Annotated in this window: 12 protein-coding genes and 1 pseudogene; 7 read left to right on the top strand and 6 right to left on the bottom strand. The window is 72.7% G+C overall.

Translation table 11 applies throughout. The features are described 5' to 3' along the window. Positions 1 to 332: 332 nt before the first annotated feature. Positions 333 to 425 (bottom strand): annotated as a pseudogene (locus ACZ4EF_RS05380) (dienelactone hydrolase family protein); the annotation flags it as partial. Positions 426 to 551: 126 nt separating this feature from the next. Between ACZ4EF_RS05380 and ACZ4EF_RS05375 the strand changes: the two are divergent. Next, positions 552 to 1,505, top strand: a complete 954-nt coding sequence (locus ACZ4EF_RS05375; RefSeq protein ID WP_467502864.1) for a helix-turn-helix transcriptional regulator — start codon at positions 552 to 554, stop codon at positions 1,503 to 1,505. Here ACZ4EF_RS05375 and ACZ4EF_RS05370 read toward each other — a convergent pair. After that, positions 1,456 to 2,910: an MFS transporter gene (locus ACZ4EF_RS05370; RefSeq protein ID WP_401304208.1), complete on the bottom strand. Its 1,455-nt coding sequence runs from the start codon at positions 2,908 to 2,910 to the stop codon at positions 1,456 to 1,458. The genes ACZ4EF_RS05375 and ACZ4EF_RS05370 overlap by 50 nt on opposite strands. Positions 2,911 to 3,048: 138 nt before the next feature. Between ACZ4EF_RS05370 and ACZ4EF_RS05365 the strand changes: the two genes are divergently transcribed. From ACZ4EF_RS05365 to ACZ4EF_RS05345, 5 genes are all read left to right on the top strand, one after another. Further along, on the top strand, positions 3,049 to 3,636 hold the full coding sequence (locus tag ACZ4EF_RS05365; RefSeq protein ID WP_467502862.1) for a hypothetical protein: 588 nt from the start codon (positions 3,049 to 3,051) through the stop codon (positions 3,634 to 3,636). 76 nt (positions 3,637 to 3,712) lie between these two features. Next, positions 3,713 to 4,363 carry a class I SAM-dependent methyltransferase gene (locus ACZ4EF_RS05360; RefSeq protein ID WP_467502860.1) on the top strand — a complete coding sequence of 217 codons (651 nt, stop codon included), beginning with the start codon at positions 3,713 to 3,715 and terminating at the stop codon, positions 4,361 to 4,363. A 227-nt stretch (positions 4,364 to 4,590) separates the two neighbouring features. Continuing rightward, entirely contained in the window at positions 4,591 to 5,574 is a 984-nt protein-coding gene (locus ACZ4EF_RS05355) for an N-acetylmuramoyl-L-alanine amidase (RefSeq protein ID WP_355345388.1), read from the top strand. Between the two features lie 138 nt (positions 5,575 to 5,712). After that, the gene (locus tag ACZ4EF_RS05350) at positions 5,713 to 6,552 is read left to right on the top strand and encodes a hypothetical protein (protein WP_467502858.1); all 840 of its coding nucleotides are present in this window, start codon (positions 5,713 to 5,715) and stop codon (positions 6,550 to 6,552) included. Positions 6,553 to 6,788: 236 nt separating this feature from the next. After that, on the top strand, positions 6,789 to 7,799 hold the full coding sequence (locus ACZ4EF_RS05345) for an LLM class F420-dependent oxidoreductase (RefSeq protein WP_467502856.1): 1,011 nt from the start codon (positions 6,789 to 6,791) through the stop codon (positions 7,797 to 7,799). A 110-nt stretch (positions 7,800 to 7,909) separates the two neighbouring features. On the opposite strand, the gene ACZ4EF_RS05340 is transcribed toward ACZ4EF_RS05345, so the two are convergent. Then, entirely contained in the window at positions 7,910 to 8,464 is a 555-nt protein-coding gene (locus ACZ4EF_RS05340) for a hypothetical protein (RefSeq protein ID WP_467502854.1), read from the bottom strand. A 184-nt stretch (positions 8,465 to 8,648) separates the two neighbouring features. On the opposite strand from ACZ4EF_RS05340, the gene ACZ4EF_RS05335 reads away from it, so the two are divergent. After that, entirely contained in the window at positions 8,649 to 8,936 is a 288-nt protein-coding gene (locus ACZ4EF_RS05335) for a hypothetical protein (protein ID WP_188285062.1), read from the top strand. 15 nt (positions 8,937 to 8,951) lie between these two features. Here the strand turns inward: ACZ4EF_RS05335 and ACZ4EF_RS05330 are convergent, their stop codons facing one another. From ACZ4EF_RS05330 to ACZ4EF_RS05320, 3 genes are read right to left on the bottom strand one after another with little or no spacing between them, the layout of a single operon-like run. Further along, positions 8,952 to 10,058, bottom strand: coding sequence for a prenyltransferase/squalene oxidase repeat-containing protein (locus tag ACZ4EF_RS05330; RefSeq protein WP_401853188.1), 1,107 nt, complete (start codon positions 10,056 to 10,058; stop codon positions 8,952 to 8,954). Next, the gene (locus tag ACZ4EF_RS05325) at positions 10,055 to 10,837 is read right to left on the bottom strand and encodes a class I SAM-dependent methyltransferase (RefSeq protein ID WP_355345403.1); all 783 of its coding nucleotides are present in this window, start codon (positions 10,835 to 10,837) and stop codon (positions 10,055 to 10,057) included. The genes ACZ4EF_RS05330 and ACZ4EF_RS05325 overlap by 4 nt, the downstream gene beginning before the upstream one ends. Next, complete coding sequence (locus tag ACZ4EF_RS05320; RefSeq protein ID WP_467502851.1) at positions 10,837 to 12,336, bottom strand: glycosyltransferase family 4 protein; 1,500 nt, start codon at positions 12,334 to 12,336, stop codon at positions 10,837 to 10,839. Before ACZ4EF_RS05320 ends, ACZ4EF_RS05325 begins: the two co-directional genes overlap by 1 nt. Positions 12,337 to 12,355 lie beyond the last annotated feature (19 nt).

Raw genomic sequence — 12,355 nt, 5'->3', positions numbered from 1 at the left:
CCGCGCGGTCGGACCGGAGAACGTCGCCGCCCACAAAGAGAATTGACGAACCGCCAGCCGGAGCGCCGCCATGGACGTCGGCGGCGGGTGGCAGTTCCGCCTCACTGGCGCCACCGCCGCGAGCATGCCAAACATTTGCCTCCCGCATATGCGAGGCATACCGACGTGCGACCGCGGCTCGGGCCCGGCCGGCCACCGGTTGACGGTCGGCCAGGGCGCGGCCGGTCAGGAAGATCCGTGTGCCGCAGTTGCCGCAGGCACCGCGCGGAGCCTCTCGGCCCGCCGTGCGTGGTCAACGACGATGCCCGGAAAGGCGGTTGCTGACCGGATCGTTCCGTTACGGGCAGGCACTCGGCGAGCAGGTCGATGACGTCCCGCCAGGCGCGCTGTGCGTGGTGTGGGTGGTGGCCGACCCCGGGGACCGTGGAAGTCGACGCGGCCACCGAGTGGGCCGGCCGGGTGCCCGCGGACCTCGGCGCAGTCGCCCGCGGGCGGTAGCCAGGGACAGGTTCTCCCTGGCTAAAAGGGCGGCGGGCTCGGAGGATGGAAGGGTGATCGACAGGACAGGGCTGGCCGACTTCCTCCGCCGGAGGCGGGAGGCGCTGCGGCCCGCGGACGTCGGCCTGGCCGAGGGGGTACGGCGGCGGACGCCGGGGCTGCGGCGCGAGGAGGTGGCGCAGCTGGCGGGGGTGTCGACGGATCACTACACGCGGCTGGAGCAGGCGCGCGGCTCGGCGCCGTCCGAGTCCGTCGTGGCGGCGCTCGCACGTGCGCTGCGCTGCGACCCGGACGAGCGGGACCACCTGCTCCACCTCGTCGGGCTGTCGGCGCCACCGCGCCTGGCCGGGAACCGGATCCGCCCGGGGCTGATCAGCCTCGCGAGCCGTCTGGTGGACGTGCCGGTGTGCATCTACACCGACCTCGGCGAGGTGGTGTGGACGAACGCGCTCCAGGACGCGCTCACCGGCCGCGACATCACGGGCCCCGGCCGCGAGAACAACATCTTCTGGCAGTGGTTCACCGATCCGGCCTGGCGCGCGCGGGTGCCGGAGGAGGACTGGCCGCGGATGTCGGCGGCGCACGTCGGCGACCTCCGCTCGACGTACTCCCGCCGCGCCGGGCACCGGGGCCTCGCCGACCTGGTGCGGGATCTGCTCGACAGCAGCGCCGAATTCCGCGCGCTGTGGGAGCGGCACGAGGTCGCGGTGCGCCGCGCGGACCGCAAGAACGTGCTGCACCCGCGGGTCGGGCTGGTCCGGCTGCGCTGCGAGGTGCTGCTCACACCCGAGGACGACGTACGGATGCTGGCGTCGTTCCCGGTCGAGGGCACCGACGCCGCGGAGAAGCTCGCGCTGCTCCGCGACGACGCGACGGCGGCCCCGACCGCGACCACAGGCCCGGCTACGGCACCGGCACCGGCACCGGCTACGGCCACAGGCCCGGCTACGGCACCTGCTACGACACCGGAACGATCTTCGGAGTCGGCTTCGGCAACAGCGCCGTGAGCGCGGTGCCCACGACCAGGAAGGCCGCGCTGATCAGGAAGGCCAGGGAGTAACCCGAGGTCAGCGCGCGGGCCGCCGACGCTCCCGCGTGACCGCGGGAGGAGATACGGCTGGCGGCGGCGGTCGCGAGGATCGTGAGCCCGAGTGCCCCGCCGAGCTGGCGGGAGGTGTTGAGGAGGCCGGAGACGAGCCCCTGTTCGCTCATGCCGACACCGGAGGTGGCCGCCGCCGCGATGGGGGTCATCATCAGGCCCGCGCCGAACATGGTGAGGACGCCGGGCCCGAGGATCGAGGTGAGGAAGGCCCCGTCCACGGTGAGCCGGCTCTGCCAGGCCAGACCCGCCGCCGAGATGAGCCCGCCCGCCGCGCCGACGATCCGGCTGTCCACGTAACTCATCAGCCGGGGCGCCAGCTTGGAGCCGACGATGATGCTGACGGTGTGCGGCAGGAAGGACAGACCGGCCCGCACCGGGCTGTAGTGCAGCACATTCTGCATGTACAGCGACAGGAAGTACCAGGTGGCGAAGGTCGCGGCCCCGGCCGCGAGCAGGACGGTGTTGGCCGCGGACACCGAACGGATACGGAACAGGCGCAGCGGCATCAGCGGCTGGGCGGTCCTGGCCTCGACGGCGACGAAGCCGCCGAGCAGGACGGCGCCCCCGACGATCGGCAGCAGCGCGGTGGCGGACGTCCAGCCGTGCGACTCGCTCTCGGCGATGCCGTACGCGAGGGCGGCGACACCGCCGGTGACCAGGACGGCGCCGGGTACGTCGAGACGGCGGCTCGTACCGCCGCGGCTCTCGGTGAGCCACAGCGCCGCGCCGACGATCACCAGCGCGCCGATCGGCACGTTGACCAGCAGCACCCAGCGCCACGACAGGTAGTCGGTCAGCAGGCCGCCGACCAGGCCGCCCGCCGCGCCGCCGCCCGCGCCGACCGCCGTCCAGGTGCCGATGGCCCTCGTCCGCTCGGGGCCCTCGGGGAAGGACGTGGTGAGGATGGCGAGCGTGGTGGGCGCCAGTACGGCGGCGCCGATGCCCTGGAGGGTGCGGGCGGCGATCAGCAGCCCCGAGGACTGCGCGAGGCCGCCCGCGAGGCTCGCGGCCGTGAACAGGCCGAGGCCGACGAGGAAGACGCGCTTGCGGCCGAAGAGGTCGGCGGCCCGGCCGCCGAGCATCAGCAGGCCGGCGAAGGTGATCGCGTACGCGTTCACCACCCACTGCTGACCGGCCTGGCTCAGCGCCAGGTCCGTACGCATCGACGGCAGCGCCACGTTCACGACGGACACGTCGAGCACCACGAGGAACTGGCCCGCGCACACCGCGACCAGCACCGCCCATGCGGGCGGCGCCGGGCGCCCGGTACGGCGGGGGGTTCGTTCGCGCTGTCCGAGGAGATCGCTCATGGGGACCATGCTGCCGTCCCGCCTGTCACGAAAGCATCGGGATTTTGGCCTACGTCCACCCCCGCCGGGGCCTAGGACATCTTCCGGGGGGTACGTGCTTCGGGACCGGTCCCGGGACAGGTGGGTTTGGCTGTACGCATGAACCATCAGCCTTCCGCGGGCCCGGCCCGTTTCCGTCCGCTCGTCCGTGCCGTGGTGTTCGCGGCCGTCGCCGCCGTCCTCGTATCGTGCGGCGACGGCGGCGCGGGCGGCTCCGGCCGCTCCGACGGTGCGGGCCGTGCCGTACCGGCGTCCCGCACACCGACGACCGCCACGACATCCCCGAGTCCCACGACCGCCAGCCCGTCGCCCGCCCCGACGCTGCCCGTGCCGTCGGACGGCACGGACACGGAGCTGTGCAGGGACGGGCGCTGCGAGGTCCGGGTGACCGAGGGCGACACGATTCCGGTGCCCGCGCGGTCCGGTGTCGGACGGCTCACGGTGACCTCGGTCGGGGGTCACACGGTCATGCTGACCGCGCCGCTGATCCAGTCGCAGTTCGACTCCGACGGCGGCTGCCAGATGAGCGTCACCGGCCCGTCGGAGGAGGACTCCGGCTCCACCGACCTGACCTGCGAGGCGGGCACCAAGGGGAGGGTGAACAAGCTGAGTCTCCAGCTGCTCGGCGTCGTGGGCAGGGCCGCCGTGCTGCGCATCGGCCTCGCGGCCTCGGGCACCGGCGCATAAGGCCCCGGCCCGGCCCCCATCCCCGCGCCCCGGCCCAGGTCCCGGCCCGCGTCCCGGCGGAAATAAGGTGAACCCCATGACGGATGTGGTGGCGGCGTTCGAGGCCGCGAAGGGGTTCATGCCACGGGACGAGGGCCTGGCCCTGTACGCGGCGGCGAAGGAGGCCGCGGCCGGACTCGGGCTGCCGCTGCTGGAGGTGGGCACGTACTGCGGGCGGTCGACGATCCTGCTGGCGGACGCGGCCAGGGGAGCGGGCACGGTGGCGGTGACCGTCGACCACCACCGGGGCAGCGAGGAGCAGCAGCGGGACTGGGGCAACGGCGAGTACCACGACCCGGAACTGGTGGTGGAGGAGGCGACGGGGCTGATGGACACGCTTCCGGCCTTCCGCAGGACGCTGTACGAGGCGGGCCTCGAGCAGCACGTGATCGCGGTGGTCGGGAGGTCACCGCAGGTCGCCAGAGTGTGGCGGCAGCCGCTCGGGCTGGTGTTCATCGACGGCGGGCACACCGACGAGCACGCGGGCGGCGACTACGCGGGGTGGGGGCCGCTGGTCGCCGAGGGCGGGCTGCTGGTGATCCACGACGTGTTCGCGGACCCGGCCGACGGCGGGCAGGCGCCGTACCGGGTGTACCGGCGCGCGCTGGACTCCGGCGCCTTCGCCGAGGTCTCGGCGACGGGGTCACTGCATGTGCTGCGCAGGCTGCCGGGCCCGTTCGAACCGTAGCCCGCGCGTCCTACGGCCGGGCAGCCGCACGAACCGCGGCCCGTTCACCACCGCGCCCCGCACGAACCGCGGCCCCTTCCCGCCGCGCCCCGCACAACCCGCGCGGCATACGGCCGAGCGGCCCACGCCACCCGTCGCCGTCACGACCACCTCGCCCTCCGTAGCTCCCCGGCCGCGCCGCGCGACCGCCCTTCAGGGATGTCCGCGAGGCCGATAGAGTCGCTGGCGTGTTCAGGAACGAGTCGTACGGGGGCGGCAAGCGCCGCTCTCTGATCATCGCTGTCGCCGTGGTCGTACCGGCGTGCCTGGCAGGCGGTCTGGTGTACCACGCGGTGGGCGATTCCGGGGGCTCGGAGCAGGACAGCGCGGTACGAGCCGCGCCGACGTCCTCGCCGTCGGCCTCACCGACCTCGGCGGGTACCGGCGACGACGGCCAGAAGGGCTCGGCGCCGCAGGCGGACCTGGCGGGCACGGCCCCGACCGCGCAGGCGACGGCTTCCCCCCGACCGCTCAACACCGCGGGCGCGATGAGGCCGTTGGCGGGAAAGGTCGTCGTCCTCGACCCCGGCCACAATCTCAACAACGCCAAGCACACGGCGGAGATCAACAAGCTGGTGAACATCGGCACCGCCCGCAAGGAGTGCGACACCACGGGGACGGAGACCAACTCCGGTTACGCGGAGGCGACGTACACCCTGGACGTCGCGCACCGGGTGCGGGCGATCCTGCTGGCGCGCGGCGCGCAGGTGAAGCTGACGTACGACGGCGACCGGGCGTTCGGCCCGTGCGTGGACGAGCGGGCCCGGATCGGGAACGCGGCGCACGCGGACGCGGCCCTGTCGATCCACGCGGACGGCGCGCCCGCGTCGGCGTCCGGCTTCCATGTGATCGCGCCCACGTCGGTGCACGTGGGCATCGCGGACACCCGTAAGATCGCGGCGCCCTCGTATCTGCTGGCCACGACGCTGCGTTCGCGTTTCGCCGCGGCGACCGGCGAGCACTTCGCCGACTACCTCGGCGGCGGTACGGGGATGACGGTCCGCGACGACCTCGGCGGGCTCAACCTGTCCACCGTTCCGAAGGTGTTCATCGAGTGCGGGAACATGCGCAACGCTCATGACGCCAAGTCGTTGACGGACTCCGCGTGGCGGCAGCACGCTGCCCAGGGGATCGCCGACGGCCTCACCGCCTTCCTCGAAGGGAAGAGGTGACAGGGCTGTAGCAGTCCGGTATGGATCGTGCACCAATGGTCATACCTGGCTGTCCGGACATGATCACACCCGTACGATGGGGCACCGCCCGATTGAGTACGGCCGAGTTAACCGAACTGACAAAGGACAGGACCTGACGTGAACATCCGCTCCCTGACCCGAGGAGACGGCGCGGTGATCGGAGCAGCGGTGCTGCTGCTGATCGCCTCGTTCCTGCCGTTCTTCAGCTTCAAGTCGCCGTTCAACGGCGCGGAAAGTTCGCGGAACCTGTGGCACTCGGACTACTTCCCGATCCTGCCTTCGGTGACGCTGGCCGCGCTGATCGCCGCCGCCGCGGTGGTGCTGGCGCGTACCGGTCCGCTCGTCGGGCGGCAGATCCTGGGGCTCTCCCTTGAGCAGTGGGCTGTCGCGATCTCGCTGTTCGTGGGCTGGACCGCCCTGTGGGCGACGCTGTTCGACAACCCGGACGGCGTCGACAAGGGCGCGGGCAACTGGCTGACGCTGCTGTTCGGCGTCGTCATCGCGGTGGCGGCCCCGCTGTCCAACCGTCTTCCCGCACTCAAGGCCCCGCTGCTCGGCGCTCCGCGGCCCGCGGCCCAGCCGTACGGTGTCGGCCCCGGCCAGCAGCCGTACGCGGCGGGTCCGCCGCAGGCCGGTTACGGATACCCGGGCGGCGCGCAGTCCGTCGAGACGCCGTACGGTCAGCCGCAGCAGGCCCAGCAGCCGTACGGTGCGCAGCAGTCGGCGCCGCAGCCGGCCGCCGCGCAGGGTCCGTCGTCGGACTTCACCGCTTTCTGGTTCGCGGTGCCGGTGCCGCGCCCGTTGTTCGCGGAGGACAACCCGGGTGCGCAGATCGCCGAACTGACGCCGGGTACCTGGTACTTGGCCGTGGACCAGCGCGGCCCCGCGCTGATCGCGCAGACCCAGGACGGGCGGCGCGGTGTGCTCCAGGACAGCAGCGGCATCCAGCGCGGCTGATCGTTTCTCCTTCCGGTACGCGACAGCGGCCGGTCCCGCTCCGGGCCTCCGGACGCCGGGACCGGCCGCTGTTCTTTTCCGCCCGCCCGCCTGCTCGCCCGTCACCCGGCCCCCAGCCGCCCGCTGCCTATGTACGGCCCCGCGCCCGGCCGCCGGTCTTCCGGCCCGCGGCGGGCGCGCGTACCCTCCCACTATTCCTGACGCTCCGTCAGATCATCTGCCCCCAGGAGGCGTTCATGCGGCTCGGACTCGCGCTCGGTTACTGGGGCCGCGGCCCGGACCCCGGCCATGTGGGGCTGGCGCAGGAGGCGGAACGGCTGGGCTACGACTCGGTGTGGACCGCGGAGGCGTGGGGCTCGGACGCCTTCACCCCGCTCACCTGGATCGCCGCGCACACCAGCCGGATCAGGCTGGGCACGGGTATCGCGCAGATGGCGGCCCGCTCCCCCGCCGCCACCGCGATGCAGGCGCTCACCCTCGACCACCTCTCCGGCGGGCGGATGATGCTCGGCCTCGGCCTGTCGGGACCGCAGGTGGTGGAGGGCTGGTACGGCCGCCCGTTCCCGAGCAGCCCGCTGACCGCGACCCGCGAGTACGTGGACGTGATCCGCCAGGTGCTGCGCCGCGAGGCGCCGGTACGGCTGGACGGCCGTTTCCACGCGCTGCCGTACGCCGGTCCCGACGGCACCGGGCTCGGCCGCCCGCTGAAGCCCATCACCCACCCGCTGCGCGCCGCCCTGCCGGTGCTGCTGGGCGCCGAGGGTCCCAGGAACATCGCCCAGACGGTACGGATCGCCGACGGCTGGCTGCCGCTGTACTGGTCGCCCTTCCGTACCGACGCCTACGACGCGCCGCTCGGCGAGGCGTCGAAGGACTTCATGGTCGCCCCGTTGGTCCGCGCGCAGGTCTGCGCGGACCCGGCCGACGGGCTGCTCCCGGTCAAGGCGATGCTCGGCTTCTACATCGGCGGCATGGGCGCGCGCGGCCGTAATTTCCACGCCGAGCTGATGGGCCGGATGGGGTACGAGGAGGAGGCCGGGCGGATTCAGCGGCTCTTCGCCGAGGGCCGCCGCGAGGAGGCGGTGCACGCCGTGCCGGACGCCTTCGCCGACGAGATCTCGCTGGTCGGGCCGCGTGAACGGATCGCCGACCGGCTCGCGGCCTGGCGGTCGGGCCCGGTCACCGACCTGTTGGTGACCGCGCCCGACCGGGAGACGCTGCGGGTGCTGGCGGAGCTGAACGCCTAGCGGGCGGCCCGGCGGTGGGCTCCGAGCGCGTCAGCCGACGATGCCCTCAGCCGACGATGCCCTGAGTCGCCGCTGCCCTCAGCCGACGATGTCCTGAACCGGCGCTGCCCTCAGCCGCCGATGTCCTTGAGCGACGGCACGTTGTCGGTGACGTCCGCCCCCGCGCTCTTGCCCGCTTCCTTGACCTTGTTGATCACGTCGTCGAAGCTGTTCGCCGCCTGGTCGGCGGAGTCGCCCTTGCGGAGCTTGGCCGGCAGGTCCTTGAGCGCGTCGATGCCCGCCGTCAGCGGTGCCACCGCCTTGCTCAGCGTGGGGTCGGCCTTGGCGTTCCCGGCCGCCGCCTTCAGCCTGTTGTAGGCGAAGGTGCCCGCGAGACCGGCCTTGACCAGCGCGAAGGTCCGGCCGCTCGCGCCCTTCTTGAACTTGCCCGCCTTGTACGGCTTCACGATCCACTGGTACGTGGCCCCGGCCGCGAGGCCCGCGTTGGCGACGAAGCGCGTCTTGGCCAGCTTCTGCTTCTCGACGGTGCTGGTCGGCGACGCGCTCGGGTCCGAACTGCCGGACGACATGGAGTCCGTGGACTTGCCGCAGGCGGTCGCCGTGAAGAAGGTGACGGCGAGCAGGAGCGCGACGATCGTCCGGCGCAACGGGATGCCTGTCGGCACGGGGACCTCCGGGGTGGCATACGGGCTACGGGTGCGGGGCGTGCGTGATCTTTGGCAGCATCACCCGGCCCCGGTCCGCCCGCCACTCGGGAGTTCTGGCCAGATCCTCACGCTTCGCGAGGGCGCGCCGTCACCGCGGAATCGAAAGGAGTTTCAATCGCCGGAGCCGGGCAATGCGGTTGTCATGGCCAGACGGTATGGCGGTAACCCCGCCGCGGCGATCATCCTCATCGTCGCAGACATCGCTGCACTGATCCTGATCCTGTGGATCTTCTTCTTCGTGTTCGACGCCAACCGGGCGAACGACCTGGTCAACTGGGTCCATCACTCGGCGAATTGGCTCGCGGGCTGGTCGAAGGACCTGTTCACGGTGGACAACGCCAAGTGGCGCACCGTGCTCAACTACGGTCTGCCCGCAGCCGTCTACCTACTGGTCGCGCACGCGGTGGCAGGCCGGGTCAACCGCGCCTGACGTACGGCACGCGTCTCAGCAGCAGCCCGTCCTGCCGGACGCCTCGGGTTCCAGCCCGACCGGCAGCCGTTCCCCGCTGAATACGGCGGTGGTCGCCTCGTCCCCCCCGAGCGCGGCCACCGCCAGCAGCACGGCGGCGGCGGTCCACGCGGTGCGCTCCACCGGCCAGACGGCGTCGTCGTCGTAGACGTACCCCGTCCAGTACAGGCCGTCGTCCGCGCGCAGGTGCCGCATGTCGGCCAGCAACTGTACGGCGCGGTCGGACTCGCCCACCGCCCAGAGCGCCAGGGCCAGTTCGGCGGTCTCGCCGCCGGTCACCCACGGGTTGGGCACCACGCAGCGGACGCCGAGGCCCGGCACCACGAAGCGGGACCAGCCCTCCTCGATCCGCTCCAGCGCGCGCGGCCCGCGCAGCGCGCCGGACAGCACCGGGTAGTACCAGTCCATGGAGTAGCGGCTCTTGTCCAGGAACCGCTCCGGGTGGCTGCGGATCGCGTGCCCCAGCGCGCCGGTCGCCAACTCCCAGTCCGGCTGCGGCTCTTCGCGGTGCTCGGCGATGGCCAGCGCGCAGCGCAGCGCCTGGTGGATCGACGAACTCCCGGTCAGCAGCGCGTCGGTGACGACTCCCCCGCCGTGCTCGGCCGCCTCCCGCTTCCAGCCGACCTGGCCGCCGGGCTGCTGGAGCCCCAGCACGAACTCCACCGCCGCGTAGACCGTCGGCCACAGCCGGTCCACGAACGCGTCGTCCCCGGTGGACAGATAGTGGTGCCACACGCCGACGGCGACGTACGCGCAGAAGTTGGACTCCTGGCCGCGGTCGGTCGGCCGCTGCGGGTCGCCGTCCTGGTAGGCGGCGTACCAGGACCCGTCCTCGTTCTGGTGCCTGGCCAGCCAGTCGTACGCGGCCCGCGCGCGCTCGTGCTCGCCCGCCGCGTCCAGCGCCATCGCCGCCTCGACGTGGTCCCAGGGGTCGAGGTGGTGGCCGCGGAACCAGGGGATCGCGCCGTCCTCGCGCTGGACCGCCGCGACGGCGTCCACCGTCTCCGCGGCCTGCTCGGCGGTGAGCACACCGGGCAGCGCCAGCCGCTCCGTGCGGTCCGGCCTCCGGCTGGGATACGTCACTTGGCGGCGCCCGGGGCGGCTGTGACGTCGGTGTCGTCCGCGGACGGCGAGACGGCGTCCACCGGCAGGTGCGGCTTGGTCGCGTAGGCCACGAAGCTCTTGCCGATCAGCGGGTTGAGCGCCTGTTCGGCGACCCTTGTGGCCAGCGGTTTCTTCATGATGTCCCAGACCAGCAGCTTGTGGTACAGCTTCACCGGCAGCGCCTTGTCGTTGTCCACGCCGACCGCGCACTTGATCCACCAGTACGGCGCGTGCAGCCCGTGCGCGTGGTGCGTGCCGTACGGGCGCAGGCCCGCCTCCCGCATCCTGCCGAGCAGTTCGTCGGCCTTGTAGATGCGGATGTGGCCGCCCTCGACCTCGTGGTAGGCGTCCGACAGCGCCCAGCAGACCTTCTCCGGGCCGTAGCGCGGCACCGTGACCGCGATCCGGCCGCCGGGGCGCAGCACCCGCACCATTTCGGCGAGGACGCCCTTGTCGTCGGGGATGTGCTCCATCACCTCGGAGATGATGACGACGTCGAAGCTCTCGTCGGGGAAGGGGAGTTGGAGGGCGTCGCCCTCCATCGCCACCGCCGACGCGCCCTCCGGCGCCTCGCCCTCCTCCTTCATCGCCGCGAACCAGCGGGCGACTTCGCGGATCTCCTCGCCGTTCCTGTCCAGCGCCACCACGTGCGCTCCGCGCCGGTAGCACTCGAAGGCGTGGCGCCCGGCCCCGCATCCGAGGTCCAGCACGCGATCGCCTGCGGCGAGCGGGAAACGGGTGAAGTCGACGGTCAGCATCAGCGGTTGCTCCCTACCGGGCCGGACTCGGTCTCGGGGGGCACGTCCCCCATACGTTCACCTTGCGCGAGGGGGCGCCCTTCAGGGGCGCGGGGCACCGCGCGCTCGGCCGATGCGGCGCCGCGGCTCACCGACCGCCCCAGCGGGGCGGACGCGGTCGGTTCCGCGACCACCGGCCCGGTGGCGGCTTGCTCGCGCCCACGCGGCGGCAGCCGCACATCGGACACAGGCCCGCGAGCCCGCGGGGCGGAGGCGATCGCTTCGCGGTACAGGGCCACCGTCGCCTCGGCGGCCCGCTCCCACGTGAAGTGGGCCAGGACGCGGGCGCGGCCGGCGGCGGCGAGCCGCTTGCGAAGGCCGGCGTCGTCGAGGACACGTTCAAGCCCAGCGGCAAGCGCACCGGCGTCGCCCGGGGGCACGGCGAGGCAGGTCTCGCCGTCGGGCCCGGCGACCTCGGGGATGGCGCCGCCGGTGGTGGCGACCAGCGCGGTGCCGGTGGCCATCGCCTCGGCGGCGGGCAGGGAGAAGCCCTCGTAGAGCGACGGCACGCAGGCGACCTCGGCGCCGCGCAGCAGGTCGACCAGCTCGGCGTCGCTGATGCCCTTGACGAATTCGACGGCGTCCGCGAGGCCGAAGTCGGCGATGGCCTCGGCCACGGGCCCCTTCTCCGGCCGTTTGCCGACGACGACGAGATGGGCGTACGGCCGCTGCGCCCGTACCTTGGCGAGCGCCTCGATCAGGAAGACCAGGCCCTTGAGAGGCACGTCGGCGCTCGATGTGGTGACGATCCGGCCGGGCACCTCGGCCACGGAGGGGTCGGGCGAGAAGAGCCGGGCGTCGGCGCCGATCGGGACGGCGCGGATGCGGTCCGGCCGTACGCCCAGGTCCTCGATGATCTCGTCGCGCGAGGAACCGGAGACGGTCACCACGGACGGCAGGCGGCGGGCCACCCGCTTCTGCATCTGCGTGAAGCCGTACCAGCGGCGTACCGACAGCCGTCGCTTCCAGCCCTGCGCGGCGGCCAGGTCCAGGCGGCGGTCCACGGTGATGGGGTGGTGGATCGTGGTGACCAGCGGCAGGCCGAGGCCGAGCAGCCCGTAGCCGAGCGTCTGATTGTCGTGGACGACGTCGAACTCGGCGCGGCGGGCGGCGAGATGGCGCCGGGCACGGAGGCTGAAAGTGAGCGGTTCAGGAAAGCCGCCGGTCCACATGGTGGCGACCTCGAGGGCGTCGACCCAGTCGCGGTACTCGCCGCGCTTGGGGGTGCGGAACGGGTCCGGCTGCCGGTACAGGTCGAGGCTGGGCAGCTCGGTGAGGGTGACGCCCTCGCCGACGGCGTCCAGCACGGGGTAGGGCTGCGCGCCGATCACCTCGACGCTGTGGCCGAGCGCGGCCAGCTCGCGGGACAGGTGCCGGACGTACACGCCCTGGCCGCCGCAGAAGGGATTTCCCTTGTAGCTGAGCAGGGCAATCCGCAGCGGCCTGGCCTGTGAGGTCACTCCGGCCCCCTTCTCGGTC

This window comes from Streptomyces sp. NPDC025721 (assembly GCF_055558595.1).
The sequence above is the reverse complement of the archived record's forward strand: the minus strand, read 5'-3'. Positions and strand labels throughout refer to the sequence as shown.

Excerpts from the sequence above, each read along its gene's own strand:
- ACZ4EF_RS05370 (WP_401304208.1), bottom strand. The coding sequence starts at position 2,910 with ATGAGCGATCTCCTCGGACAGCGCGAACGAACCCCCCGCCGTACCGGG.
- ACZ4EF_RS05365 (WP_467502862.1), top strand. The coding sequence starts at position 3,049 with ATGAACCATCAGCCTTCCGCGGGCCCGGCCCGTTTCCGTCCGCTCGTC.
- ACZ4EF_RS05360 (WP_467502860.1), top strand. The coding sequence starts at position 3,713 with ATGACGGATGTGGTGGCGGCGTTCGAGGCCGCGAAGGGGTTCATGCCA.
- ACZ4EF_RS05345 (WP_467502856.1), top strand. The coding sequence starts at position 6,789 with ATGCGGCTCGGACTCGCGCTCGGTTACTGGGGCCGCGGCCCGGACCCC.
- ACZ4EF_RS05335 (WP_188285062.1), top strand. The coding sequence starts at position 8,649 with ATGGCCAGACGGTATGGCGGTAACCCCGCCGCGGCGATCATCCTCATC.
- ACZ4EF_RS05325 (WP_355345403.1), bottom strand. The coding sequence starts at position 10,837 with ATGCTGACCGTCGACTTCACCCGTTTCCCGCTCGCCGCAGGCGATCGC.